Origin of the sequence: Lentzea albida (genome assembly GCF_900111005.1) — a bacterium.
Lineage (GTDB): Bacteria > Actinomycetota > Actinomycetes > Mycobacteriales > Pseudonocardiaceae > Lentzea > Lentzea albida.
In genome coordinates this window covers 149,115-172,814 of record NZ_FOFV01000017.1, presented here as the reverse complement: position 1 = coordinate 172,814, position 23,700 = coordinate 149,115, and the positions used below count along the sequence as shown (strand labels likewise).

General features: G+C 72.7%; 26 protein-coding genes. 15 read left to right on the top strand and 11 right to left on the bottom strand.

Features of this window, described 5'->3' with window-relative positions; translation table 11 throughout:
• Nucleotides 1-176: 176 nt before the first annotated feature.
• From BMY74_RS34130 to BMY74_RS34120, 3 genes are read left to right on the top strand one after another with little or no spacing between them, the layout of a single operon-like run.
• Complete coding sequence (locus BMY74_RS34130; protein WP_089922771.1) at nt 177-1,217, top strand: TauD/TfdA family dioxygenase; 1,041 nt, start codon at nt 177-179, stop codon at nt 1,215-1,217.
• Nucleotides 1,214-2,881, top strand: a complete 1,668-nt coding sequence (locus tag BMY74_RS34125) for a non-ribosomal peptide synthetase (protein ID WP_089922769.1) — start codon at nt 1,214-1,216, stop codon at nt 2,879-2,881. The genes BMY74_RS34130 and BMY74_RS34125 overlap by 4 nt, the downstream gene beginning before the upstream one ends.
• Before the next feature lie 8 nt (nt 2,882-2,889).
• Nucleotides 2,890-3,654 (top strand): thioesterase II family protein, encoded by a 765-nt coding sequence (locus BMY74_RS34120; protein ID WP_089922766.1) that lies wholly within the window; start codon nt 2,890-2,892, stop codon nt 3,652-3,654.
• Between the two features lie 148 nt (nt 3,655-3,802).
• Here BMY74_RS34120 and BMY74_RS34115 read toward each other — a convergent pair whose 3' ends face one another.
• Entirely contained in the window at nt 3,803-6,634 is a 2,832-nt protein-coding gene (locus BMY74_RS34115; protein WP_089922764.1) for an AfsR/SARP family transcriptional regulator, read from the bottom strand.
• Nucleotides 6,635-6,781: 147 nt separating this feature from the next.
• On the opposite strand from BMY74_RS34115, the gene BMY74_RS34110 reads away from it, so the two are divergent.
• The 5 genes from BMY74_RS34110 to BMY74_RS34090 all read left to right on the top strand — a co-directional run bounded on the left by BMY74_RS34110 (nt 6,782) and on the right by BMY74_RS34090 (nt 11,180).
• Nucleotides 6,782-7,147, top strand: coding sequence for a nuclear transport factor 2 family protein (locus tag BMY74_RS34110; RefSeq protein WP_089922762.1), 366 nt, complete (start codon nt 6,782-6,784; stop codon nt 7,145-7,147).
• A gap of 104 nt (nt 7,148-7,251) precedes the next feature.
• Complete coding sequence (locus BMY74_RS34105) at nt 7,252-7,689, top strand: cobalamin B12-binding domain-containing protein (RefSeq protein ID WP_089922760.1); 438 nt, start codon at nt 7,252-7,254, stop codon at nt 7,687-7,689.
• Nucleotides 7,686-8,921 (top strand): methylaspartate mutase, encoded by a 1,236-nt coding sequence (locus BMY74_RS34100; protein WP_089922757.1) that lies wholly within the window; start codon nt 7,686-7,688, stop codon nt 8,919-8,921. The genes BMY74_RS34105 and BMY74_RS34100 overlap by 4 nt, the downstream gene beginning before the upstream one ends.
• 25 nt (nt 8,922-8,946) lie before the next feature.
• Entirely contained in the window at nt 8,947-9,939 is a 993-nt protein-coding gene (locus BMY74_RS34095; protein WP_089922754.1) for an asparagine synthetase A, read from the top strand.
• The gene (locus tag BMY74_RS34090) at nt 9,936-11,180 is read left to right on the top strand and encodes a glutamate synthase-related protein (RefSeq protein ID WP_089922751.1); all 1,245 of its coding nucleotides are present in this window, start codon (nt 9,936-9,938) and stop codon (nt 11,178-11,180) included. Before BMY74_RS34095 ends, BMY74_RS34090 begins: the two co-directional genes overlap by 4 nt.
• 67 nt (nt 11,181-11,247) lie before the next feature.
• On the opposite strand, the gene BMY74_RS34085 is transcribed toward BMY74_RS34090, so the two are convergent.
• Nucleotides 11,248-11,601 carry a hypothetical protein gene (locus BMY74_RS34085; RefSeq protein WP_089922746.1) on the bottom strand — a complete coding sequence of 118 codons (354 nt, stop codon included), beginning with the start codon at nt 11,599-11,601 and terminating at the stop codon, nt 11,248-11,250.
• 90 nt (nt 11,602-11,691) lie between these two features.
• The gene (locus BMY74_RS34080) at nt 11,692-12,816 is read right to left on the bottom strand and encodes a helix-turn-helix domain-containing protein (RefSeq protein ID WP_089922743.1); all 1,125 of its coding nucleotides are present in this window, start codon (nt 12,814-12,816) and stop codon (nt 11,692-11,694) included.
• Nucleotides 12,817-13,069: 253 nt separating this feature from the next.
• Here BMY74_RS34080 and BMY74_RS45405 point away from each other — a divergent pair, with 253 nt between their 5' ends.
• Nucleotides 13,070-13,207 carry a hypothetical protein gene (locus BMY74_RS45405; RefSeq protein WP_177230061.1) on the top strand — a complete coding sequence of 46 codons (138 nt, stop codon included), beginning with the start codon at nt 13,070-13,072 and terminating at the stop codon, nt 13,205-13,207.
• Nucleotides 13,208-13,248: 41 nt separating this feature from the next.
• Here the strand turns inward: BMY74_RS45405 and BMY74_RS34075 are convergent, their stop codons facing one another.
• Nucleotides 13,249-14,124 carry a LysR family transcriptional regulator gene (locus tag BMY74_RS34075; protein WP_089922741.1) on the bottom strand — a complete coding sequence of 292 codons (876 nt, stop codon included), beginning with the start codon at nt 14,122-14,124 and terminating at the stop codon, nt 13,249-13,251.
• Nucleotides 14,125-14,194: 70 nt separating this feature from the next.
• On the opposite strand from BMY74_RS34075, the gene BMY74_RS34070 reads away from it, so the two are divergent.
• On the top strand, nt 14,195-15,130 hold the full coding sequence (locus BMY74_RS34070) for a DMT family transporter (RefSeq protein WP_245786504.1): 936 nt from the start codon (nt 14,195-14,197) through the stop codon (nt 15,128-15,130).
• Here the strand turns inward: BMY74_RS34070 and BMY74_RS34065 are convergent.
• The 3 genes from BMY74_RS34065 to BMY74_RS34055 form a co-directional block, all read right to left on the bottom strand.
• The gene (locus tag BMY74_RS34065) at nt 15,075-15,896 is read right to left on the bottom strand and encodes an alpha/beta fold hydrolase (RefSeq protein WP_089922739.1); all 822 of its coding nucleotides are present in this window, start codon (nt 15,894-15,896) and stop codon (nt 15,075-15,077) included. The genes BMY74_RS34070 and BMY74_RS34065 overlap by 56 nt on opposite strands.
• Nucleotides 15,897-16,006: 110 nt before the next feature.
• Nucleotides 16,007-16,327, bottom strand: a complete 321-nt coding sequence (locus BMY74_RS34060; protein WP_089922857.1) for a winged helix-turn-helix transcriptional regulator — start codon at nt 16,325-16,327, stop codon at nt 16,007-16,009.
• Between the two features lie 50 nt (nt 16,328-16,377).
• Nucleotides 16,378-16,953 carry a TetR/AcrR family transcriptional regulator gene (locus BMY74_RS34055; RefSeq protein WP_089922737.1) on the bottom strand — a complete coding sequence of 192 codons (576 nt, stop codon included), beginning with the start codon at nt 16,951-16,953 and terminating at the stop codon, nt 16,378-16,380.
• A gap of 315 nt (nt 16,954-17,268) precedes the next feature.
• On the opposite strand from BMY74_RS34055, the gene BMY74_RS34050 reads away from it, so the two are divergent.
• A complete protein-coding gene (locus BMY74_RS34050; RefSeq protein ID WP_245786503.1) occupies nt 17,269-17,859 on the top strand; it encodes a VldE C-terminal domain-containing protein in 591 nt (196 codons plus the stop codon).
• A gap of 27 nt (nt 17,860-17,886) precedes the next feature.
• Here BMY74_RS34050 and BMY74_RS34045 read toward each other — a convergent pair whose 3' ends face one another.
• Nucleotides 17,887-18,291: an ATP-binding protein gene (locus BMY74_RS34045; protein WP_089922731.1), complete on the bottom strand. Its 405-nt coding sequence runs from the start codon at nt 18,289-18,291 to the stop codon at nt 17,887-17,889.
• Between the two features lie 182 nt (nt 18,292-18,473).
• Between BMY74_RS34045 and BMY74_RS34040 the strand changes: the two genes are divergently transcribed.
• The gene (locus tag BMY74_RS34040; RefSeq protein ID WP_089922728.1) at nt 18,474-18,833 is read left to right on the top strand and encodes an STAS domain-containing protein; all 360 of its coding nucleotides are present in this window, start codon (nt 18,474-18,476) and stop codon (nt 18,831-18,833) included.
• Nucleotides 18,834-18,942: 109 nt separating this feature from the next.
• Here the strand turns inward: BMY74_RS34040 and BMY74_RS45400 are convergent, their stop codons facing one another.
• Entirely contained in the window at nt 18,943-19,083 is a 141-nt protein-coding gene (locus BMY74_RS45400) for a hypothetical protein (protein ID WP_177230060.1), read from the bottom strand.
• Between the two features lie 282 nt (nt 19,084-19,365).
• Here BMY74_RS45400 and BMY74_RS34035 point away from each other — a divergent pair, with 282 nt between their 5' ends.
• The gene (locus BMY74_RS34035; protein ID WP_143091803.1) at nt 19,366-19,851 is read left to right on the top strand and encodes a DUF6301 family protein; all 486 of its coding nucleotides are present in this window, start codon (nt 19,366-19,368) and stop codon (nt 19,849-19,851) included.
• Nucleotides 19,845-20,672, top strand: coding sequence for a TY-Chap domain-containing protein (locus BMY74_RS34030; RefSeq protein ID WP_089922724.1), 828 nt, complete (start codon nt 19,845-19,847; stop codon nt 20,670-20,672). Before BMY74_RS34035 ends, BMY74_RS34030 begins: the two co-directional genes overlap by 7 nt.
• 9 nt (nt 20,673-20,681) lie before the next feature.
• Here the strand turns inward: BMY74_RS34030 and BMY74_RS34025 are convergent, their stop codons facing one another.
• Nucleotides 20,682-21,491: a YhjD/YihY/BrkB family envelope integrity protein gene (locus BMY74_RS34025; RefSeq protein WP_143091802.1), complete on the bottom strand. Its 810-nt coding sequence runs from the start codon at nt 21,489-21,491 to the stop codon at nt 20,682-20,684.
• A 54-nt stretch (nt 21,492-21,545) separates the two neighbouring features.
• On the opposite strand from BMY74_RS34025, the gene BMY74_RS34020 reads away from it, so the two are divergent.
• Nucleotides 21,546-22,268, top strand: a complete 723-nt coding sequence (locus tag BMY74_RS34020; protein ID WP_245786502.1) for a CDP-alcohol phosphatidyltransferase family protein — start codon at nt 21,546-21,548, stop codon at nt 22,266-22,268.
• On the opposite strand, the gene BMY74_RS34015 is transcribed toward BMY74_RS34020, so the two are convergent.
• The gene (locus tag BMY74_RS34015; RefSeq protein WP_089922719.1) at nt 22,230-23,699 is read right to left on the bottom strand and encodes a phytoene desaturase family protein; all 1,470 of its coding nucleotides are present in this window, start codon (nt 23,697-23,699) and stop codon (nt 22,230-22,232) included. The two genes, BMY74_RS34020 and BMY74_RS34015, sit on opposite strands and share 39 nt — an antisense overlap.
• Nucleotide 23,700 lies beyond the last annotated feature (1 nt).

Here is a 23,700-nt window from a genome sequence, read left to right as displayed (position 1 = left end):
GTGTGCGCGGTGGACGTTCGAGACGAAAGCTAGGCGCGCCCCGACGGCCGGATCGGCAGGTCGAGCGGCACCTTGGCGGAAGCAGCCACCTGCCCCAGCAGCTGCCGCACCGCCTGCCGCACAACGGTTCGCGGCCTCCCTAGCGTCGGCACCACGCCAGCAGAGAGGAAAGTGCGATGAGCCCCACCGCTTTGTCAGGTACGGCGCCGTTGGTGGTCACGATCGAGCCCGGCGCGCCCGCCACCGTCGACGCCGAGAACGTGCACACGATCGAGCAGGCCACGGAGTGGTTGCGGGCCAACGCCGACGCCCTGCGCGGCCTGCTGCACGAGCACGCCGCGCTGTACGTGCGCGGCCTGCCCGTGCACGACGTCGACGACTTCGGCCTCGTGCGCGACACGCTCATGCCCGAGCGCACGCCGTACCGCGAGAAGGCCACCCCGCGCAGCGACTTCGGCAACGGCGTCTTCTCGTCGACCGACCTGCCCGCCGCGCAGCCGATCCACATGCACAACGAGAACAGCTACACGCTGACGTTCCCCGGCCTGCTCATGTTCGCCTGCCTGATCGCCCCGCCGGAGGGCGGCGCGACGCCGGTGGCCGACTGCCGCGAGGTGCTCGCGTCGCTGCCGGCGGAGCTGGTCGCCAAGATGCGGAAGGTCGGCTGGCTGCTCAACCGCAGCTACTCCGAGCACATCTCCACGTCGTGGCAGACCGCGTTCGCCGCCACCACGAAGGAGGAGGTGGAGGCGTACGGCGCGGAGAACCTGGTCTCGTGCCAGTGGCAGTCCGACGGCCACCTGCGCACCACCCAGCTGCGTCCCGGGATCATCTCGCACCCGGTGACCGGCGCCGAGGTGTGGTTCAACCACATGGCGTTCTGGAACGAGTGGGCGCTCGACGAGGAGCTGCGCGACGCGCTGGTCGACGAGTTCGGCGTCGAGGACCTGCCGTTCAACACCGCCTTCGGCGACGGCACGGTGCTCAGCCGCGAGGAGCTCGCCACCATCCAGGCCGCCTACGAGGTCGCCACGACCCGCCGCCGCTGGGGCCGCGGCGACCTGCTGCTGGTCGACAACATCCTCTCGACGCACGGCCGCGACCCGTTCCGCGGCGACCGCAAGATCGTCGTCGCCATGGGCGAGCCGGTCTCCGTGCTGGACTGCGCGCCGACCGTCGCCCCGTCGGCCACCCCGATGAGCGGAGTGGGCCGATGACGGGCCGAGACCTGCTGTCCCGCTTCCACGACGTCGTGCGGACGGCGCCCGAGCGGATCGCCGTGCGCGACACCGCCGGCGCGCTGACCTTCGCCGAACTGGAGGCGCGCACGGCCGCGCTGGCCGCCGTGCTGGTCGAGCGTGGAGTGGTCCGCGGCGACCGCGTGGGCGTGAGCGTGCCGCGCGGCAGCGGGCTCCTCGTCGCGCTGCTGGCGGTGTGGCGGGCCGGCGCGGCGTACGTGCCGCTCGACCCGGCCTACCCGGCGGACCGCTTGGCGCACATGGCGTCGGACGCCGCGGTGCGCACGACCGTGACGCCGGAGGACCTGGTCGTCGGCACCGGTGCGTTCAGCGACTTGGCAGTGTCGGCCGACGACGCCGCCTACGTCATCTACACCTCCGGCTCCACCGGGTTGCCCAAGGGCGTCCAGGCCACTCGCGGCGGCGTCGCGTCCCTTGTGGACGGACTGGAGCAGATGGCCGTGTACTCGGCCGAACCCTCTGTCGTCGCGTGGAACGCGAGTGCGTCCTTCGACGCGTCCGTGCAGCAGTGGGCCCGGATCTGCCGCGGCGACACGATCGTCGTGCTGGAGGACGCGCACCGCACCGAGCCCGCCAAGCTGGCCGCGTGGCTCGACGAGTGCGGCGTGTCCGATGTGGACATGACGCCGACGCACTGGGAGATGCTGCGCGAGCACCTGCTGCCCGGACGCCCCGACGGCAGGCGGCTGCGCCTGTTCATCGGCGGCGAGCCGATCAGCGTGCCGGTGTGGCGGGAACTGGCCGCCGCCGACACCGTGGAGGCGTTCAACCTCTACGGCCCGACCGAGTGCACCGTCGACACGACGGTCGCCGTCGTCGAGGGCGACGACCCGACCATCGGGGACGCGCTGCCCGGCAACCGGCTCCTGGTGCTCGACGCGAAGCTGCGCGAGGTCCCGGACGGCGAGATCGGCGAGCTGTACGTCGCCGGCCCGCGCGTCACCCACGGCTACCTCGGCCGCTCCGGCCTGACCGGTGCCCGCTTCCTGCCGGACCCCTCCGGCGAGGCCGGTGGGCGCATGTACCGCACCGGCGACCTGGTGCGCCGCACCGAGGACGGCCTGCTGGAGTTCCACGGCCGTGCCGACCGCCAGGTGAAGATCCGCGGCCACCGGGTGGAGCTGGGCGAGATCGAGACCGTCGTGCGGTCCTCACCCGCCGTCGCCGCGGCCGCGGTCGTGGTCCGCGACGACCTGGGCGGCCAGCCGGTCGCCTACTACGTGCCGTCGGGCCTGGCGGGCGCGGAGGGGCTGCGCGAGCACGCCGCGGCAGCGCTGCCGGAGGTCATGGTGCCGACCGCGTTCGTCGAGGTCGCCGCGCTGCCGCTGACCCCGGGCGGCAAGCTCGACACCGCCGCCCTGCCCGCGCCACCCGCACAGTCGGGCACCGCACCGGAGGGCGAGTTCGAGCAGTTCATCGCCCAGGTGTGGGCCGAGGTCCTCGGCCGCGACTCGGTCAACGCCGACGACGACTTCTTCGCCCTCGGCGGCCACTCCCTGGTCGCGCTGCGGGTGGTGTCGAAGGTGAAGAAGACCTTCGGCCTCAAGATGTCCACCCGCGACGTCTACCGCCACCCCCGCCTGACCGACCTCGCCCGGCACGTCGAGTCCCTGCGCGTCTAGGAGGACTGGTGGACAACATCGACAACGTGGTGGTCCGACCCCGCCGCAAGCCGGAGGCCACGCGGTCGCTGGTGTGCCTGGGGTTCTGCGGCGGCGGCGCCGGCCCGTACCTGCCCTGGGCCGACGTCCTGCCGGCGGACGTGGAACTCGCCGCGATCTGCTACCCGGGCCGCGACGGCAGGTTCCTCGAGGACCACGCCGAGGACTGGCAGGCCCTGGCAGCCGACGCCACTCAGGCCGTGCTCGCGGCGGCGACCCGCCCGTACGTCCTCTTCGGACACAGCATGGGCGGCTGGATGGCGTTCGACGTGGCCGCCAGGATCGAGCGCCTGGGCGGCCGCAGCCCGGACGCCCTGGTGGTGTCGTCGGCCAACGCGCCGAGCAGGGGCCTGACGCCCCGCGACATGTTCCCCGCGCAAAGCGACACCGATGCCGGGCTGCTTTCGTGGATGACGGTCAACGGGCTGCTCGCCGACTACGTCCTCGGCAACGAGGAGCTGCGCGAGATGGCGCTGGAGCTGATGCGGGCCGACATCCGGGTGCGGGACACGTTCGCCTACACCGACGGGACGACGGTGAACGTGCCGCTGCAGGTGCTGACGGGGGCCGACGACGACGTGATCGTCGCGGACACGGCGGCGCAGTGGCGGGCGCTGGCCGGCGGGGAGTACCGGCACGTGGAGTTGCCCGGTGGGCACTTCTACACCGAGGAGGTGTGGCGGTCGCTGCCGCGGCACATCCCGGCGCTGGAACCGGTTCCCGCCGGGGTGTGATGGGGTGTGGGAGGTTGGCGTGGGGGACGGGGCCGAGGACTCGTCACCCTCGCCGTCCCAGCTCCGCCATCCCACCTCACCGGCCCACACCACACCGGCTCAGCCCGCGGGCCGTTCCACCATCCTGTTCTCCCGCCACACCCGATGGTCAGCCCGCCGCCACCAGCGTCTGCCCCTCCCTCTCCGGCAACGCCGCCAACTCCGCCCGAATCGTCGACGCGGCCCCGTGGTCCAGGATCCGCTCGCGAACAGCCAGAGCCTCCTCCAGATAGGCCCGGGCCTCCCCGTAACGACCGGCGGCCGCACTCACCTGACCCAGGTTCCGCAACAGCTGCCCCTCGCCGATCACGTCACGGGTCTCCCGCACCATGTCCAGCACCCGCCGCATCGTCGCGGCGGCCTCGGCGTGCTCGCCCGCCATCGCCTGGACCTGGCCGATGCGGTTGAGCGTGCGGGCGGCGCCCCCGGTGTACCCCACGGACTCGTGGACCGCCATCGCCTCGGCGAGGTCGGTGCGGGCTCGGGCGATCTCGCCGTCGCCCGCCAGGATGAACGCGCGCTGGGTGAGGACGATCGCGCGGCCCACCACGTCGTCGACCGACGTGTAGCCGGCGAGCGAACGGTCGTACAGGCGCAGGGCGGTGGTGTCGTCGCCGGTGTTTCGGGCGATCAGCGCCAGGTCGCGGTGGCACAGGGCCAGGCCGTGCGTGTCGCCCAGTTCCTCGAACAGCTCCACGGCCGGGAGGAGCGCGTCGCGGGAGGCGTCGAGGCGGCCTCGGTTGATGTGCAGGGTGCCCAGCGAGCTCAGGACCGCCGCGGTGCCGCGTTTGTTGCCCGCTGCACGGACGGCGGCCAGGGCCTCGGCGTGGGTCCGCTCCCAGTCGTCGAGGTAGCCGCGTGACTCGAACAGCGTGACCGAGGTGACCGCGAGGTCCCAGCACAGCTCGTCGAGGCCCGCGGTGGCTGCCTGGTGGACGGCCGCGCACAGGTTCTCCAGCTCGCCGTCCAGCCACTCCAGGGGATCGGTCTGGGCCGTCGGCGGACGCCAGCGCGGTGCGGTTCCGTGCAGCACGGTGTAGTCACCGCCGTAGATGTCGCGGTGTGCCTGCTCCGCCAGGGAGAGCCACCCGCCGAGCAGGCGGGACACGGCGGCGGCGCGGTCGGCGGCGGGGATCTCCTCCGCCGCCTTCTCCCTCGCGAACAGGCGCAGGACGTCCTGGTAGCGGTAGCGGAACTCGCCGGTCGGCTCCACCGAGACCACGTCGAGCACCTGGACGTCCACCAGCGGCTCGAGCAGGTCCGACGGGAACGGCCTGTCGTCGTCCAGGACCGCACCCGCGACCCAGCCGGGGACGGCGGGGCCCTCGGCGAGGCTCAGCAGGCCGAACAGCAGGCGGGAGCGGCGGTCGAGGCCGTCGTGGGTCAGCGCGAGGCTGGCGCGGATGGTCAGCTCGCCGTGGGCGAGCTCGTCGAGGCGGTGCCGTTCGCTGGCGAGCCGGAGCACCATCGACGCGAGCGTCCAATGTGGACGTGCGGCGAGGCGGGCCGCGATGATCCGCAACGCCAGCGGCAGTCCGCCGACGGTGCGCACCAGCGCCTCGGCGGCCTCGGGCTCGCGGGCCACCCGGTGCTCCCCGACGACCAGGCCCAGCAGGCGCAGCGACTGGCCGGTGTCGAGGACGTCGAGCTCGACCTGGCGGGCGCCGGGCAGACCGGTCAGCCGCGAGCGGCTGGTCACCACCACCGCGCACGTGCTGCTGCCCGGCAGCAGCGGCAGGACCTGGCCCTCGGTGGCCGCGTCGTCCAGCACGACCAGCACCCGCCGGTCGGCCAGCAGTGTCCGGTACATCTCCAGCCTGGCGTCCACGCCGTCGGGGATCACCGGCCCGGGAATCCCCAGCGCCAGCAGGAAACGGCCCAACACGTCGTCCACAGTGGACGGCGAACCGGTGCCGTGCAGGTCGCAGTAGAGCTGTCCGTCGGGGAAGTGCTCCTGCGCCACCCGGTGCGCGAGGTGGGCGGCGACCGTGCTCTTGCCGACGCCGGGCCGTCCGGTGATCACGACGACCCCCACGGCCGACCGCGCGGCGTCGCCGACGAGCACGGACTCCGCGCCCCGCAGCATCTCCTCGTCACCGACGAAGTCGGCGGTGTCGGCGGGTAGCTGCCGCGGCCGTGCTGTGCGCACGACCTCGTCGGCCTTCGGCGCCGGCTCGGCCTGGGACTTGGCCGGGGTCTCGCCGGCGAGGATCGCCGCCTCCAGCTCCCGCAACCGTTCGCCGGGCTCCAGGCCCAGTTCCTCGACCAGCAGGGTCCGGCCGGCGCGGTAGGTGTCGAGGGCTTCGGCCTGCCTTCCGGAGCGGTGCAGCGCGAGCATCAGCAGGGCGCGTGGCCGTTCCCGCAACGGGTGCTCGTGGACCAGGCGCGTGACCTCCCCGACGAGCTGGTGGTGCTGGCCCAGTTCCAGTTCGAGTTCCAGGTAGTCCTCGACGCAGGTGAGCCGGTCCTCGTCCAGCCGCATCGCGCGGGTGCGCAGCGACCGGTTGGGAGCCCCGCCCAGGCACGGCCCGCGCCACAGCGCCGCGGCCTCCCGCAGCAGCGCGGCCGCCTCGGCGGCACGGCCCTCCTTGGCCAGCACGCGGGCCTCGGCGGTGCGGGTGAGGAACTCGGCGAGGTCCAGCGCGTCCCCGTTGAGCCGCAGCTGGTAGCCCGGCGGGCGGGTGTCGATGACCGCGGACATGCCGGCGGTGTCGAGCGTGCGGCGCAGCCGGGAGACGCAGATCTGCACCTGCGTGCGGGCGGTGTCCGGGGGGTTCTCGTCCCACAGGGCGTCGACCAGCGTCGCCGTGCTCACCACCCGGCCCGCCTCCACGAGCAGCAGCCCGAGGATCACCTGCTGCCTGCCCGGCGGGATCCGCGCCGCGCCGCCGAGACCGTCGACCTCCACCGGGCCGAGAACCCGGAAACCCCCTGGGGACATAGCGCGCGGCCACCCTTTCCGGATCTGCGATGCCCCGAGGGTAAGCACATGATCACGGAGGAGGACAAGCCCCCGCGATAGCGGGAAGATATCGGCAGGTTGCCCGGCGGCGGGACGGTTGTGGCGCATCGCGTGAGGAGAACCGCCATGAGCACCGCCGCAGGCGCCGACCACGTCCGCCTCTCCTACCACTACCTGGACACGGGGGACCTGGACGGGTACGCCTCCCTGCTGCATCCGGACATGCAGCTCAAACGCTGTGACGCGCCTGCGGGGCACGGCCGCGACCACACCGTCGGGCTGCTGACCGCCCTGCCGGCCCTGCGCGGCCGCCACCACATCCACAAACTGGTGGCGGACAAGGACACCGTGGTCGTCGTCGGCCGCTACACCCCTCCTCCGGACGCGGAGTGCCCCGACCCGGCCGAGTTCGCCGACGTGGTGACCCTGTCGGACGAGGGCCTTTTGCTCTGCAGCCGACGTTTCTACTACTTCGATCCGCCTTCCCGATAGCGCCAACTGCCGGAAGGCTGCCGTCGCCGCTGCCTTGAGGCGCCGGGCGCGGCTCCTACGTTCGGGACAGGGAAACACCCGCGCGACAAAGGGAGCTCGCCCCCATGGAGTTGGACGCCGCCCGGACGGACTCAGCCCGCCTCGACATCGTGGTCTCCGGGCTCGCCTCCGACGCGCACACCTGGAACCTCGTGTACCTGCAGCTGGTGCTGGAGGAGATGGGTCACCGCGTGACCAACCTGGGCGCGTGCGTCCCCGACGGGATGCTGACGTCCCGGTGCGGACAGGCGGCACCGGACCTCGTCGTGATCAGCAGCGTGAACGGGCACGGCTTCCAGGACGCCCGGCGCGTCATCGGACCGCTGCGCGCACGCCTCGCGAGCACCCCGGTCGTGATCGGCGGCAAGCTCGGCGTCGACGGCGCGGGAGGCCGCGAGGAGGTCCTGCTGGCCGCCGGGTTCGACGCGGTGTTCGAGGACGGCGACGCCATCCCGGCCTTCCGCCGCTACGTCGACCGGCTCGCCGCGGGGGTGCGGTCGTGACCGGTGGCTCGTTCGGCGAGTTCGTCGCCCGCGCCGCCGCCGCGGGCGAACTGGTCGTGCAGCCCAGGATGGGCGTCGCCGGACCGGCGCGGATGCGGGCCGGACTCGCCGCGGTGCGCGGAGCCGGGGTGCGGGCGGCGGGCACGATCACGGTCGACAGCTTCACGCGCGTGGGGGACCACCGCGCGGTGCGCAAGGCCCTGGACACCGGCGCCGAGCTCAACGGCTATCCCATCGCCGCCCACCCGCCCGAGACGACCAGGGCCGTGCTGGACGGTCTGCGCGAACCGGACTTCCCGGTGCAGGTGCGCCACGGCTCGGCGTGCCCGCAGAAGATCGTCGCGGCCCTGCTGGCCGCCGGTCTGGACGCGACGGAGGGCGGGCCGCTGTCGTACTGCCTGCCCTACAGCCGCGTTCCGGTCGCCGAGTCGGTGCGCGCGTGGGCCGAGTCCTGCCTGCTGCTCTCCGACGCCCGCGAACGCGGCGCCCGCCCGCACCTGGAGTCGTTCGGCGGCTGCATGATGGGCCAGCTCTGCCCGCCGAGCCTGCTGGTGGCGATCAGTGTTCTGGAGGGCCTGTTCTTCCGCCAGCACGGCGTGGACAGCATGTCGTTGAGCTACGCCCAGCAGACCGACGCCGACCAGGACGCCGAGGCCGTGGCCGCCCTGCGCACCCTCGCCGCCGAACACCTGTCCGATGTGGACTGGCACGTCGTGCTGTACACGTACATGGGCGTGTTCCCGCGCACCCCGCACGGCGCGACCGCCCTGCTGGAACGCTCGGCCGAACTGGCCGTGCGCACAGGGGCGGAACGGCTGATCGTCAAGACGACGGCGGAGGCGCACCGCATCCCCACCGTCGCGGAGAACGTCGCCGCACTGGTGACGGCCGCGGCCGCGGCGGCGCGCGCCCGGCCGGGTGGCGAGGTCGAGGACACGGGCGTGCTCGCCGAGGCCCGCGCGCTCGTCGAGGCCGTGCTCGACCTCGCACCCGACGTCGGCATCGCCCTGGTCCGCGCGGTCGAGCGCGGCTACCTCGACGTGCCCTACTGCCTGCACCAGGACAACGCCGGGCGCACCAGGGCGTTCGTGGACGGCGACGGGCGGCTGCAGTGGTCGCGCACCGGCGCCCTGCCGCTGCCCGCGGGCCGTGCCGTCCCCGCCGCCGACCACACCGCCGACGAGCTCCTGCGCTCGCTCACCCACGTCGAGCGCACCTTCGACCGAGGCTGATCCCCGTCCCCAAGGAGTGACCACGATGGACACCACCACCCCGGCGCCGGCGGATCCGCGCGCCCACCTGACCTCCCCGGCCACCCGCGCGGTGCTGCGCGTGCAGCACCGCGTGCTCGACGCCGTCCGCGAACACCTGGGAGGGCGGGGTTTCACCGAGATGCTGCCCCCGGTCATCGGCCCGGTCACCGACCCCGGCGCGCGCGGGGCCAAGCAGGTCGACGTCGACTACTACGGTCACCGCTACAAGCTGATGACCAGCGCCATCCTCTACAAGCAGGCGTCGCTGACCGCGTTCGACCGGATCTTCTGCATCGCCCCCAACGTGCGCCTGGAGCCGCTGGAGACCAGTTCGACCAGCAGGCACCTCGCCGAGTTCCACCAGATCGACGTCGAGGTCGCCGGTGCCTCCCGTGACGACGCGACGCGGGTGGCCGAGGACCTCGTGGTGCACGTCGTGCGCCGGGTCGTGGAGCACTGCGTCGCCGAGCTGGGGGTCCTGGGCCGTGATCCGGACGCCTTCACGGACCTGGTGTCCGGCCGCGGCTTCGAGCGGCGCACCCACGCCACCGCGGTCGCCGACCTGCACGGGTTCGGCCACGACCAGAACCCCGACGCGGAGATCGACTGGACGGGGGAGGCGCTGCTGTCGTCCAAGTCCAGCAGCCCGTTCTTCGTGACGGACTACCCCAAGGGCTCGCGCGGCTTCTACGACCGCGAGAACCCGGCGAACCCCGGACGGCTGCTCAACTTCGACCTGCTGGCCCCCGAGGGCTACGGCGAGCTGTGCAGCGGCAGCGAGCGCGAACACGAGTACGCCGCCATCGTCGCCAGGATGCGCGAAACCGGGGAGAACCCCGCGAAGTACGCGTGGTACCTGAAGATGGTGCGCGAGGGCGTGCCGTCCAGCGCGGGCTTCGGCATCGGTCTGGAGCGCCTGGTCCGCTACCTGTGCGGGCTGGATTCGGTCTGGCAGGCGAGCGCGTTCCCGAAGATCCCCGGCGTGGTGTCCCCGTGACCGCGTTGCGCGCCGGCACGTTCCCGGAGCAGGCCGTCCGGGAACGGGCCCGCACCGGTGCCGCGGCGGCCTTCCCGTCGCTGTCGGACTACGGCAGCGCGCTGCTGGGCGAACCGGTGGGTCCCGCGCCCGCCGACGCCCTCGACGCCGCCCGCCTGGTGCCCCCGGTGTTCATGCCGTTGCGGCTGGAGAAGCTCATCGACCTGGCCCGTGAGCCCCTGCACGGCGACGTGGACCTGGCGACGACCGTCGGTGGTTTCACCGCACGCCTCCCGCTGTACCTGTCGGCGTTCGGCTCGACCCGCGCGGTGGGCACGGACCTGGGCCTGGCCGCCGCGGCCCAGGCGGGTGCTCTCGGCATCCCGATGGTGGTCGGCGAGAACGTCGTCCCGGTCGACGGCTACACCGGCGAACGGTCCCTGCTGGCACGGATCTCCGCCTACGCCGACCACGCCCCGGACGGCGCGGGCGGGGTCGTGGTGCAGCAGAGCACGGAGGACGCCGACGCCGAGGTCTGGAACCGCGTCTACAGCGACCCGGCGACGCGGTCGCTGCTGGACTCCGGTCGGCTGGGGTTCGAGCTCAAGGTCGGTCAGGGCGCCAAACCCGGCCTCGGCGGGCTGACCGTCGTCGACGGCGACGCGGCGGACCGCCTGGCGGGCCAGTACGCCCTGGAACCGCTGGGAGACCGGGTGCTGCGCAGCGCGAGCCCCGGCACGTTCACGGAGGAGATCCTCCGGCAGCAGGTGCGCCTGATGCGCAACAACTACCCGCGCGCACGGGTGTGGGTGAAGCTGCCGCCGGGACGTGACGTCGCCGCGGCGGCGGACGTGGCGTGGCAGGCGGGCGCGGACGCGGTCACCGTGGACGGCGCCGAGGGCGGCAGCGGCTGGGCCCCCACGGCGTCACTGGCGGGTGTCGGCCTCCCGCTGGCGGAGTGCCTGCGCCGCATCGGTTCCCCGTGCGGCTGCCTGCTGGTGTCGGGCCGCGTCTGGGAAGGGCTGCGCGCCGTGAAGTGCCTGGCCGCCGGCGCCACCGCCACGGGTCTCGGCCGGGCGGCCCTGCTGGCGGTCGACGAGAACCCGCGTTCCGGTCTGACGCGTCTGGTGGAGGCGATGGCCCTGGAGCTGCGCCTGCTCATCAGCGCGCTGGGCAAGTACCACCCGTCCGCACTGTCCACTGAGGACCTGTGGTCGCCGGCGGGGTGGTCGGTGCCCGCGAGTTCGATGGTGGCGGGGTAACGCGGTCATCAGGAACGGCCCGGCCTCCTTCACGGGGCCGGGCCGTTCCTCTGTTCACCACGTGGTTTCAGGCCAGCCCCGCGGCGGCGCTGAGGCCGCACAGGTGCACCGGGTCGGCCCGCAGGCGGAGCGCGAGGTCCGGCAGCGGACCCGGAGGCCGGTGTCCTCCGGCCGCGGCGTCGGCGACGGCCAGCGCGGTCGCCAGGCACTCCGCGCGGGCGTCGGGGGAGGGGGTGATCAGGCAGACCACCCCGCCCAGGTGGTCGTACCCCAGCGTCCGCAGCGCCCACGCCGCCGCCCTGCGGGCGTGCGGCGTGGGAGGCCACACGGTGAGCACCTCCGGGCCGGTGGGGACGAAGAAGGCGTGCACGGGGGGAACCGTCGCGGCCCCTATCGGACCGTTGTCGGTCATGGCGGCCATCGGTCACGCTCCCGGAGCTCGGCGTCGGATCCCAGTCCACCACGGCGAACGCGGCTCGCTCGGCAGTCGCTGCGGCAGACCGGAGGCGAGTCAGGGCGTGGCCGCCAGCACCGAGCGGATCAACGGCGACACGGTGAAGCTGCGCCCGGTCCCGGTCTCGACGGGCCGCACCAGCCCGCGCTGGAGGAGGTCGCGCAGCAGGCGCCCGGTGTCGGCCGACGGTCCGAACCGCGGCGGCAGGTCCTCCAGGAACCGGCGGTAGGGCGCCGCAGCGCCGGCAAGCGCGCGCACGAGCACGTCGTCCAGCAGGCAGGCCGGGTCGGTGGCGGCCAGCTCCGACAGCGGGTAGACCGACAGCCACGACCCCACGGCGGCCAGCGCGGCGGGCACCCCGTCGAGCGCCTGGCACAACCGGTCGACCTCGACCGCGTCCACCGGCTCGTGGTGCTCGGCGAGCAACAGCCGAGCCGCGTCGGCGGGCTCCAGCCCCGAGAGCAGGAACACCCGCTCCCCGGCGAGCCCGCACGGCGCCGGTGCGGTGATCAGCACCCGCACCCCGGGGCAGTCGGCGAGCAGCCGCAGCACGCCGTCCCCGCAGACCGGCCCATCCACGTCGTCGAGCACCACCAGCGCGGACCGGGCACCGATCACCTCGGCGAGGTCGTCCTCGATCCGCCCGCCCGTCCGCACGGCCGTGGACCACGCCGTCACCAGTCCGGCCAGCCTGGGATCCCGCAACGGAGTGCTGTCCGCACCGGCCCACAGCACCGGCATCCGGGCGTGCAGCACCTCGGCGACCGCGGCCGCGAACCGCGTCTTCCCCACCCCGGGCAGACCCACGACGGTCGCGAGCCTGCACCCGCCGGCCAGTTCGGCGGCCAGCGCGCCGGTCTCGACGTCCCGGCCGACCTGCACGGCCAGCGAGGTGGGCGGCACCGCGGCGGCGGGGTCGACCTCGGCGCGCCGGTCCGGGTCCGCCGCCACCTCCAGGTCGTGCCGGGCCCGGCTGCCGAGCCGCAACCCCTCGGCGATCAGCCGCACGGTGTCCGGCCGGGGCCGCAACGCCCGCCCCTGCTCCAGGTCCCGGATGGCCCGCACGCTCACGGTCGACAGGTCGGCCAGCTCCCGCTGCGTCAACCCGACCCGGCTGCGGTGCCGGCGCAGGAGCAGGGCGAAGGGCGGGAGTCCGGGGTCCAAGGCGGGCGGAGTGGCCATCTCGGCATCCTCGTTTCAGGCGGATGATTTTGTCGAGCCAATGGTCGGCACGTCCGCTATCACGCGGCAATCCCGGCACATATCCCGCCTGCAAAACACTGCTGCTATCGCGCTTCTTCGCAGCTCAGAGATGGTTTGGTGGAGTTGTCACCCTCGGGATAGTGGCGAGATAAACCGCGTGATAGTACCGGGATTAGCAGGCCCCATAACGTTTGTCCCATCGCCGGAGAAACGAATTCCCGAGGAGTCCGAAATGGTCCGCACCGTCATCGCCAAGATCGCCGCCGTCACCCTCGCCGTCGCGGCCCTCACGACCGTCGCCGCCACCACCGCCCAGGCCGTGACCGACACGACCCCCACCACGGTGTCCGGCAGCAACCCCTGGGAGTGAACGGCTCGGCGTCCGATCCACCGACGGGTACCGCCTTCGCACTAGACCCGGACGGGTTCCCCTGCCGCGGCACCGCGCACCGAGTCCACCAAGGCCGTCACGGCCGGGTGCCACTCGCGGCCGGCCGGGCCGCTGAGGACGAGCGTGCGCACGACCTGTTCCCGCAGGGGCAGCATCACCAGGTCCGGCGGCAACATCGACGCCACCAGCCCCGGCACGAGCGACACGCCGATGCCCGCGCGGACCATGGCGAGCAGCGTGCCCAGTTCGCGCACCCGGTGCCGCGGCGTGAACGGATGACCCGCGTGCGCCTGCCGCACGTGCCGCTCGCAGCCCCCGTGCGACAGCAGGAACGGGTCGTCGCCGAGGTCCGCGACGCTGATCCGCGGCTCGCCCGCGAGCGGGTGGTCGGTGCGCAGCAGGGCGTGGAAGGCGTCCTGACCGATCTGTGCGCCCGGCCCTGGCTGCGGGTCGACGAGGACCGCGGCCTCGACCGTGCCGCCGGCGAGCCACTCCGCGACCTCGTCGTCCTCTCCCTCGAACACCCTGATCCGCACCTGCGGGAACGCCGTCGCCCACCGCGCCAGCAGGTCGGGCAGCAGGCCCTGGCAGACGGTCGGCGGCGCCGCGAGCCTGATCGTGCCGCGAACTCCACCGCGCCGGCGCTCGGCCAGGTCTGCGATCGCGGCCGACGCCGTCACCGCGGCGCGGGCGTGGGCCAGGACCTCCTCCCCGAACGCGGTCGGGGTGCTCCGCCCTCGCCGCGCCAGCACGGGGTGGCCCAGCGTGCGCTCGAGCGAGGCGACCGCGTGCGACACCGCGGACTGCGTGACGCCCAGCGCGTCGGCGGCCGCACCGAACCCGCCCTCGTCCACCACGGCGAGGAACGCCCTGAGCTGGGCGAAGTTCAACGTCATGAGCGCCTCTCATGCTCACCCGATCACCACTTGTTGGACTCATGATGCCCGCCGGGGTGATGCTCGCGCCGTGGGGTCGACTGGGAAGTTCGTGCTGTTGTCGGCGATCTGGGGCAGCAGCTTCGCGTTGATCAAGGTGGCGGTGGACGCGGGCGTGCCGTCCGTGCAGGTGGCGCTGGCGCGGTGTCTGTTCGGTGCTTCGGCACTGTGGGCGATCTGTGTGGTGCAAAGGGCGGCGATACCGCGCGATGCGCGCACGTGGGGGCATGCGGCGGTGGTCGCGGTCCTGCTCAACTCGGTGCCGTTCACGCTCCTGGCCTTCGGGGAGTCCAGGGTGGACTCGGTGCTGGCGGGCGTGCTGAACGCGACGACACCGCTGACGACGCTGGCGTTCGCGTTGCTGGTCGTGCCGGGGGAGCGGGTGAGGACCACCCGGCTCGCGGGCCTGCTGCTCGGTTTCGCGGGCGTGCTGGTGCTCCTCGGCGTGTGGCGCGGACTGGACGGTGACGTGCTGGTGGGCGGTCTGGCCTGTCTGGCCGCCACGACCTGCTACGGCGCCGGATTCGCTTACACCAGGCGCTTCCTGTCCGGTGGGTCCCATCGCGCCAGCGCGTTGTCCGCCGTGCAGATCACCTGCGCCACCGTCCAGTTGGCCGTCGCCGCCCCTGTCCTTTCCGGACCGCCGTCCTGGCCGGGTCTGCCCGCCGTGCTCGCCTTGCTGGTGTTGGGCGCGGTCGGCACGGGCTACGCCTACGTGCTCAACCTGGACCTGATCCGGGCGGCGGGGCCGACGGTGGCGGCCACGGTCACGTACGTGACCCCGTTGTGGTCGACCGCGCTGGGAGCGTTTCTCCTGGCCGAACCGGTCGGCTGGCACACCCTGGCCGGTGGGGCCGTGGTGGTCGGCGGCATCCTGCTCACCCGTCGTCCGGCACCGGTTCGGGCTTCCCTCACAGGAATTCCTGAAGCACGGCAAGCAGTTCCTCGGGCCGGTGCTGCGGAATGATGTGACCGCAGCCTTCGAGCCGCACGTTCCGCACCTCGTCCCCGACCAGCTTCACCTGCCGATAGGTCGCGTCGCCGACCGGAGCCGCCCCGATCGTCAGCGTCGGCACGGACAGACGCCTCCGGTGGACGGCCTCCTCGATCTGGCGCGCGCTCTCGGGCAGTGCGCGGTAGTGCTCGAACGCCGCTTTCAGCGCCGCACGGCCCTTGTAGGCCTCGTGAACCGCGTCGCGGAAACGCGGTGTGACGCCATCACCCGCGGTACCCGCGTGCAGGAAGAAGTCGAGGTACTCGGCCTCGTGCCCGAGCAGTACCGACTCCGCCAGGCCGGGGGCGGAGTGGAAGCCGAACCACCACGGCGGTCCGTGGCGCAGGAAGTCCTCGGCGCCGGGAAGTGTGCCGACGAGCGCCTCCATCAGCACCAGCCGGCGCACTCGGCCGGGATGTCCGGCCGCGAGCAGGAACGCCGGTGGCACGCCCAGGTCGATGGCGGCGACGTCCGCTTCGGCGATCCCCAGCGCGTCGAGCAGCCCGGCCACGTCGTTCGCCACGTCGGCTGCCGCGTACCCGCTCTCCGGCCGGGCCGAGGCGCCCAGGCCGCGCAGGTCGGGAGCGATGACCCTCCGGTGCGCGGCCAGTGCCGGGACGACCGGTTCCCACACCTGCCAGGTGTGCGGGAAACCGTGCAGCAGCACGAGGACCGGTCCTTCGCCTTCCACCGCGACGTTCAGCTCGACGCCGTTGGTGTGAATCCTTCGCAGCACCATCAGTTCCGCTTTCCGATCTCGTTGCACCCGTTGTGCCGCAACGATAGGAACGCCAGGAAGGGGGCGGAAGACGGCACTTCCGCGTCAGGTGGTTTCCCCGGGGTAACGGCTCAGTCGGTGCTCGCGGCGTTGGCCTGGTTGATCTCGGTGATGTGCTCCTCGGCCCAGTCCCGCAAGGCGGCGAGCCGGAGCTCCAGCGAGTGACCCAGCGCGGTGAGGCGGTAGTGCACCTTCGGCGGGACCGTCGGCTCGACGCGGCGGGCGACCAGGCCGTCACGGGTCAGCGAGCGCAGCGTCGTCGACAGCATCTTCTGCGAGACGCCGGGCATGCGCCGCTGCAGTTCCGCGAACCGGATCTCGCCCTCGCCCGCCTCGGCGAGGAGCTTCACGGCCATCGACGTCCACTTCGTGCCGATGCGGTCGAGCAGCATCCTCGTCGGGCAGGCGGGGTTGAAGAGGTCGCCGCGGCCGGTCCCCGCGCTCACGGCGTGCTCTCGATCAGCCGCAGCAGCGTGTGCTCGGCGAACTCCTGGCGTGCTTCCGCGTCCGGCGGGACGGCGTCGAACACGATCTGGCTCATCGCCCAGGCGAACGCCACCTCCAGCGCCCGTCCGACGAGTCGCTCGTCGAGCCGGACGCCCCGCGCGGCGGCGTTGCGCGTCACCGCGGCCGCGTTCTCCTGGCACGAGGCGTCGAAGAGGCGGCGCATCTGCGCGCGGAGCTCGTCGTCCCGGCGCGCGGCGTTGAGCAGTTCGATCAACGCGATGCCGTGGACGCCGACCAGCACGTCCACCATCGAGTCGAGGCACGCCCGCAGGTCGCCCACGACACCGCCCGCGTCGCCCACCGCGACCGGTGCGCAGTCGGCCGCCCGGCGCAGGGCCGCCGTCACGAGGTCGATCCTGCCGCCCGGCCAGTGCCGGTAGAGCGTCGTCTTCGAGGTCTGGGCGCGCGCGACCACGGCGTCCGTCGTCAGGCCGTCCCAGCCGACCTCGGCGATCAACTCCGCGACGACGCCGAGGATCTCGTCCTGACGTGCTTCTCCACGCGTCTGCACACGCGTACCGTATCGATAAGTGTACGAACCCGTACTTTTCTGCCCGTTCGAGCTCCATTTCGTCTGATTTCTCGCGAATGGATTATGACCTCGACGGGTCGCTACCAGTGGGTCTCACCTTGTGTAGCGACGTGCTCACCAGCAGGGATGTGACCGTGAACACTCGGTTGTGACGCTTCCGTGTTCGTTTCGTAATATGGCCCGCCGTACCTGCCCCCGTCCCCGACGCAAGGTGTTTCCCGAATGCCGGGCCGACATAGAACGCAAGAGAAACCAAGCCGGAAGCTCCCCATCGCGGTCGCCGCCACCCTCACGGTGGGCCTCGTCGCGACCTTCTGGGTAGTCCGCACCTCCGACCAGCCGGTCGACCCCACCGGAGCGGCCGCCAACCTCGCCGCCTCGTCGAGCTCCGCCGGTCAGACCCCGTCGTCCACCGCGACGTCGTCCAGCACGCCGCCGTCCTCACCGCCTCCGGTGACCACGACGACGACCCCCGAGACCACCACGCCGCCGCCACCACCCCCGCCGCCGCCGCCACCCCCGCCGCCGCCCTGCCCGACCACCCTGAACGGCGTCAAGCCGCACGTGGCGCAGGTGGGCCACCACGTCGGAGGCAAGTTCGGCGTGGACGACATCGGTGGCGCCACCGGCCGGGCCGGCTCCGGCGACCACCCCACCGGCCTCGCACTCGATTTCATGGTCGACACCGCCACGGGCAACGCCCTCGCCGACTACGTGCTGGCCAACCGCAAGGCGTTCGGCGTCACCTACGTGATCTGGCGCCAGCGCTACAACGACGGCAGTGGCTTCACGCCGATGGAGGACCGCGGCAGCCCCACGGCCAACCACATGGACCACGTGCACGTGTCGTTCCAGGCGAACGCGACCGTCAACGTCACCTGCTGACCGGTTCGCGCCCTGCGGCCGCGCTCGTCACGTCTGCGACGACAGGTCGGCCCAGACGGTCTTCCCGGTCGTGCGCCCGATGACGCCCCAGTCCCGGGCGATCTTGTCCACGATGATCAGCCCCCGTCCGCGCGTGTCGTCGATCCGGGACCGGCCGAGGACCGGCTGGTCCGACGACCCGTCGTCGACCTCGACGCGGAGCAGGGCGGGGGCGGGCAGGCGCCGGAGCCGGAGGTGCCGGGGGTGCAGGCCGTGGTCGTAGGCGTTGCTGACCAGCTCGGTGACGACGAGGTGCAGGTCCTCCAGCGACTCCTCGGCGAGGTCGTCGAAGACCTCGGAGAGCAGGTGGCGCAGGGAGGCGAGGGGAGGTGTGGGTTCGTGCAACTCCAGAGCGACGTCCGGTCGTGGAGGGGGCTCGTCGCTGGACTCCATGTCGAACTGACCCTCTTCCGTGAAGACGTTCGAAATCCTCCGTTACCCACGGCCCGGCGCAGGTAAACCGCGACACGCGGTTCTTTCGCGAATCGCACGTTTGCGCCTCGCGCCGATCGGGTACGCCCTCCGAACGCGTTCCGCCCGTTCCGGCGGTGCGCCACGGCAGGAAGAGCGACGGCATGACGAAGCTCGATCCAGGTCAGCCCGTGTCGGTCCGGACCGGCCACACCGGTCCCGTCCCGGTCACGTCCGTCGTCGGCGAGGTCGACACCACGACCGACGACGTGATCGGCCACGAGGTCCGCGTCCAGCTCGCGACCAGGCCGGAGGTGCTCGTCCTCGACCTCACCGGCGTCGTGTTCATGGGGTCCTCGGGCCTCAACCTGCTGGTGCAGGCGCAGAAGGAGGCCACCCGGCTGGGCGTGCGGCTGGTGGTGGTCGCGCGTGGCGGCATCGTGCGGCGGGTGCTGGAGATGACCGGGGTCGACCGGGTGGTCGAGGTTCAGCCGGACGTGTCGAGCGCGTTGCGCGCGATGTGATCGGCGCGGCGGGGTGATCGCGGCGGCGGACGCGGGGTGACCGTCGCCAGGGGCGGACCGGCTCTCCAGCCTCCCTGCGGACGTCAGCCCTCCGGCCCGCCCCCCGACGTCAGCCGCAAGTCCAGACGACCGGTTTGGTGCCGGAGTACCCCGCGACCACGCCGTTCGCGCCGACGGCGGCGGCCGCCGCGCTGGGGACGAGCAGGCTGGTCACGACGGTGAGTGCGGCGAGCACGGGTCTGGTGAGCATGCGGTGTCGGGCAGGTGGACGAGGGATCGACGCTGCCGCTCGACGTCCACAGTGTACTGATGGGCGAAGGCGCGTTCGGACGCGAGACGACGCGGATGATGTCCCCCAGTGGAGCCTCCGGTTCTCCCGCGAACACCATGCAGGTACGCGCCGCCGGTCGGCAACGAGACAGGGTGCGTTCACCGAGATGGACGCACCCCGTCGCAGCGGGCCAGACTGTCCACTGTGGACGAGAACGGCCTGCGCGTCACCGCTCGCGAGATCGCATGAGACGATCAGGTCGTGGAGTGGAGAGCGATGGCACCCGCCGAGGCCTGCGACCTCATGGACTTCTGGGAGATCGCGCCCTGGCCGCTCACGCGCGACCAGGTGCAGCAGCTGGCCGTCGAGTGGCTCGGGTGGACGATCGAGGTCGAGAACGGCGTCTCCTACCTCATGAACAGGGAGTCCGGGTTCACGTCCCCGGACGTGATGACCATCGGCGCCAAGGGCGAACTGTCCTACCTCAAGTTCGCCGTCGCGGACACGATCCGCGAGGTCACCCCCGCGTCGAGGCGGTTCCTCGGGGACGCCTTCACCCTCGTGGTGCGCGAGGGGGAGGGGCGCTGGGGCACGCCGGTGATGCGCGACTTCGAGACGACGACGTCGGCGAAGTGGGCCACCGGGTCGGGCGGGGCGATCTCGTTCAGCCTTTCCCGCAAGGGCTTCAGCGGGATGTTCGCCACTCCCCAGGGCGTCGAGCTCGACCGGAAGGCACAGCAGTGGTGAACCAGGCAGGCGACCGCCTCCCGGCGCCCGGACGGTTCGTCCGGTACCGCGACACCGACTACCGGCTCCAGCACCACGCCGGCAGGTGGTGGATCACGGCGGACCACGAGGTGGACGAGTCGTTCAGCCGGCAGGGGCGCCGCCACTTCGTGAAGAGGCTCGCGCACGACGACGTGCTGGAGTGCTACGACCTCGCCCGCCCCGGCACCTACCGCGGTCTGCCCGTCGAGGTGGCGGGCGACTCGGGGAGCGCCTATTGGGTCACCACGCGCGACCCGGCGGGGCACGCCGAAGGCTTCGAGCGGGACGACCACCGCGGTCCGCTGGCAAAGCTGATCGCGTTCGACGACGCCGAGCTGCGGTTCACCACCACGCGCACACCGGTCCCCATGCCGTGGAAGATCGCGTACGAGTGGGACCGGTTCACCGAGCGGCTCACGGACTGCTTCCGGGACGTGACCGACGGCGTGTTCCTCATCGTCCACGCGGCGGCGGACCCCAGGCGTTACGTGCAGTTCGCCGGCGCGCCCGACCGGCTGTACGCGGAAGCACCGGGGACGGACGTCGCTGCGGACGCCGACGAGTTCCAGCTGCGCAGGTTCGACTGGGCCGAGCCCGAGGTCACCCAACCCAACTGGACGTCGGAACTCCGGCGCCCCGCTCTCACGAGCGAGTTCGCGGGGCTGGCGCGGCGCTGCGTCGCGGCACTGCACGAGGCCTACGGGATCACGAGCCCGGACGAGCTCCGGTACCGCGCGTGGTCCCAGCCGTTCGGAGCCGACGCCACGGCGGTGGAGTTCCCCGGACTCGGGCTCGACTGACCCGCCGCCTCAGTCCCGGCCGAGCACGTCGCAGGTGCTGAGCGTCGTCCGGTACCCGAACAGGAGCAGGGCGTGCAGCAGGAACAGCCACAGCCCGATCGCCGCCACCGCACCGGGGACCGCCAGCCCGCCGTACGGGATCGCCCAGTCCACCGGGATCGCGAGGAACACGACGAACCCGTGCAGGAAGCCGGTCAGGACGGCGCCGACGCACACCCCGGCCGCGAGGATCGTCCTGACCGGCAGGGCGACCGGCCCGACGAAGGCGAACACGAGCGCGACGGTCACGCCGATCGGGATCACGTCGAGGTGGAACGACAGCACCACTCCCAGCACGGTGGACCACCCGCCCTCCTCGTAGAGCGGGCCGACCACCGAGGCGAGCGAGAGCGGTAGCGCGACGAGCAGGGGCGCGAGCAGGAGCACGGGCAGGAAAGCGATCCGCCCGGCCCAGCCGGTCCACTTCGTGGGGCGTTCACCGGCCGCCTGCACGAGGCCGCGGCGCAGTCCTTCGCCGTAGAGCGAGGCGGGGAACAGGGCCGCGGCGAGCAGCGGCCACGAGGTGTTCGTCGCCGCCTCGGCCAGCCGGACCAGCGTCTCCGTGGCGTCGTGCGCCTGGGGCAGCGATCGGCCGACGGTGCGCGCGCTGTCGACGACGAAGTCCTCGCCGAACACCAGCGACACCCCGCGCAGGGCGAGCAGGAGCAGCGGCACCAGGCCGAGCGCCGAGAAGAACGTCAGTCCGGCGGCCCACAGCAGGAGGTCCCGGCCGCGCAGCGCGCTCCCGGTAGCCGTCACCACGGCGCGGAGCAGGTGCATGATCGGGAAGTACCCGAACCTGCACGGCGTCACCCCTCGGCTTACGGTTGTCACGTGAGCGGTGACGAGGCGAACCCAGTCGCCGGGTGGTCCCGGCTGCACGGGGAGGACGTGTCGGGCAACAGGCTCGTCGTCGGCTGGCTGCGGCTCGTGCACGTGCTGGCCCGCCCGCTGGACCGCGTTCCGCCCGACGCGCTGTCGGCGGCCGGCGTGGTGGTCGCGGGTGGCGCCGTCGCCGCCGCCGCGGCGGGTGGCCGGTGGGCACTTCTGGCTCTGCTGCTGGTGGTCTCGGCCGGAGTGCTGGACGGGCTGGACGGCGCGGTGGCGTTGCGCACCGGTCGTGCGCGGCCGTTGGGTGCTGTGGTGGACGCGGTCGCGGATCGCCTGGCGGACCTGGCACTGGTGCTGGTCCTGTTCGCGCTCGGCGCGGGGGCGTGGTGGTGCGCCGCCATCGGTGTGTCGGTGATGCTGCACGAGTACACGCGGGCGAAGGCGCAGGGCGTCGGCATGACGTCGGCCGGAGCGATCACCGTGGCGGAGCGGCCGACGAGAGTCGTCGTGGTCGCGATCGCCTGTGCCGGAACGGGTCTGGCGCCGGGCGGCACGCCGGTCACCGGGTGGGGCTGGGCGGCCGTGTCGGCACTGGTGTGGGCGGCGTGCGCGGTGGCCGGGTTCGGGCAACTCGCCGCGGGCATCCGGCGGGAGCTGGCGGGCCGGCCGTGGACCGGGCCGTTCGCGTCACGCCGGGCCGACCAGCTGGGCGACGATCCGCGCTGACATCGCCACGAGCGGCAGGCCGCCGCCCGGATGCGCCGAGCCGCCGACGAGGAACAGGCCGGGCACGGGGGAGCGGTTCGCGGGCCGGAGCAGGGCTGCCCGTGGGCCGTTGGAGGACGAGCCGTAGATCGATCCGCCGACCGCGCCCGTGTCCCGCGCCCAGTCGGCCGGTGTGCGGATCTCGCGCCAGCGCACCCGGTCGCGGACGTCGAGGCCGCGTTCGGCCATCACGCGCAGGACCCGGTCTGCGTAGGAGTCGGCGAGTCCCGGTGCGGTCCAGTCGACGTCGCCCTGCCGCGGTGCGTTGACCAGGACGAACCACGCCTCGTCACCCTCGGGTGCGACGGCCGGGTCGTCCGGTGCGCACACGTAGACGGTCGGGTCCGGCACGGGGCGCGGGCGGCGTCCGAAGATCGAGTCGAACTCGTCGTCGTAGTCGGCCGGGAACAGCACGCGGTGGTGGGCCGGATCCGGTGTCCTGCCCCGCAACGCGAGCAGCAGCACGAACCCCGACAGCGAGGGCTGGGTCTTGCGCAGTGTCCGTCGTGGACGGTCTGCGCGCCGGTCGGTGAGGAGGTCGCCGTAGAGGTGTTCGGCGTCCACATCGGACACGATTACGTCGGCCGGCCTGCGCTCGCCGTCCCGCAGGACCACCCCGGTGACGCGGCCGCCTCCGGTCTCCACGGCGGTGACCTTCGCGTGGAAGCGGAATCCCACCCCGAGTTCGGTGCAGCGCTCGAACAGGGCGTCGCCGAGCCGGCGCAGCCCGCCGCGTACGTACCAGCCGCCGAACCGCTGCTCGATGAACGGGACCACCGTCATCAACGCGGGCGTGCGGCGCGGGTCGGAGCCGCTGTAGGTGGCGTAGCGGTCGAGGAGCATGCGCAGTCTCGGATCGCTGAACCGCCTGCCCACCCCGCGCAGCGTGCGCCACGGCGCGATCGCCACCAGGTCCCGCACGCTCGCCGACCGGCGCAGCAGATCTCCCACGCCGCCCAACGGGTTCTGCAGCACCGGGTCACCGACGAGCTCCCACAACCGTTCCGCCTCGGTGAGCATCCCGCGCCACTGCCGGGCGGCCTCCGGGCCGAACGCGTCGGTCAGCGCGGCCTCGGCCTGGTCCTCGGCGTGAGGCATGTCGAGCTCGGAGCCGTCGGGGAAGCGGTAGCGGCAGGTCGGCTCCACCGCGACGATCTCGACGAGGTCGTCGAGAGGGGCGCCGGTGGCCGCGAAGAGGTCGCGGTAGACGTGCGGCAACGTCAGCAGCGACGGTCCGGTGTCGAAGGTGAACCCGTTGCGCCGCAAAGTACCGAGCTTGCCGCCGTGCTCGGCGGCCTGCTCGTACACCGTGACCTCGTGCCCCGACCTCGCGAGGCGCGCGGCCGCGGCGAGTCCGCCCATTCCCGCGCCGATCACCGCTACCCGTGCCATG

What these genes read in the sequence shown, in the direction of transcription:
- BMY74_RS34130 (WP_089922771.1), top strand. Translation starts at nt 177, where the DNA reads ATGAGCCCCACCGCTTTGTCAGGTACGGCGCCGTTGGTGGTCACGATC.
- BMY74_RS34125 (WP_089922769.1), top strand. Translation starts at nt 1,214, where the DNA reads ATGACGGGCCGAGACCTGCTGTCCCGCTTCCACGACGTCGTGCGGACG.
- BMY74_RS34115 (WP_089922764.1), bottom strand. Translation starts at nt 6,634, where the DNA reads ATGTCCCCAGGGGGTTTCCGGGTTCTCGGCCCGGTGGAGGTCGACGGT.
- BMY74_RS34110 (WP_089922762.1), top strand. Translation starts at nt 6,782, where the DNA reads ATGAGCACCGCCGCAGGCGCCGACCACGTCCGCCTCTCCTACCACTAC.
- BMY74_RS34105 (WP_089922760.1), top strand. Translation starts at nt 7,252, where the DNA reads ATGGAGTTGGACGCCGCCCGGACGGACTCAGCCCGCCTCGACATCGTG.
- BMY74_RS34095 (WP_089922754.1), top strand. Translation starts at nt 8,947, where the DNA reads ATGGACACCACCACCCCGGCGCCGGCGGATCCGCGCGCCCACCTGACC.
- BMY74_RS34085 (WP_089922746.1), bottom strand. Translation starts at nt 11,601, where the DNA reads ATGGCCGCCATGACCGACAACGGTCCGATAGGGGCCGCGACGGTTCCC.
- BMY74_RS34080 (WP_089922743.1), bottom strand. Translation starts at nt 12,816, where the DNA reads ATGGCCACTCCGCCCGCCTTGGACCCCGGACTCCCGCCCTTCGCCCTG.
- BMY74_RS45405 (WP_177230061.1), top strand. Translation starts at nt 13,070, where the DNA reads ATGGTCCGCACCGTCATCGCCAAGATCGCCGCCGTCACCCTCGCCGTC.
- BMY74_RS34075 (WP_089922741.1), bottom strand. Translation starts at nt 14,124, where the DNA reads ATGACGTTGAACTTCGCCCAGCTCAGGGCGTTCCTCGCCGTGGTGGAC.
- BMY74_RS34065 (WP_089922739.1), bottom strand. Translation starts at nt 15,896, where the DNA reads ATGGTGCTGCGAAGGATTCACACCAACGGCGTCGAGCTGAACGTCGCG.
- BMY74_RS34060 (WP_089922857.1), bottom strand. Translation starts at nt 16,327, where the DNA reads ATGCTGCTCGACCGCATCGGCACGAAGTGGACGTCGATGGCCGTGAAG.
- BMY74_RS34045 (WP_089922731.1), bottom strand. Translation starts at nt 18,291, where the DNA reads ATGGAGTCCAGCGACGAGCCCCCTCCACGACCGGACGTCGCTCTGGAG.
- BMY74_RS34040 (WP_089922728.1), top strand. Translation starts at nt 18,474, where the DNA reads ATGACGAAGCTCGATCCAGGTCAGCCCGTGTCGGTCCGGACCGGCCAC.
- BMY74_RS45400 (WP_177230060.1), bottom strand. Translation starts at nt 19,083, where the DNA reads ATGCTCACCAGACCCGTGCTCGCCGCACTCACCGTCGTGACCAGCCTG.
- BMY74_RS34025 (WP_143091802.1), bottom strand. Translation starts at nt 21,491, where the DNA reads ATGCACCTGCTCCGCGCCGTGGTGACGGCTACCGGGAGCGCGCTGCGC.
- BMY74_RS34015 (WP_089922719.1), bottom strand. Translation starts at nt 23,699, where the DNA reads ATGGCACGGGTAGCGGTGATCGGCGCGGGAATGGGCGGACTCGCCGCG.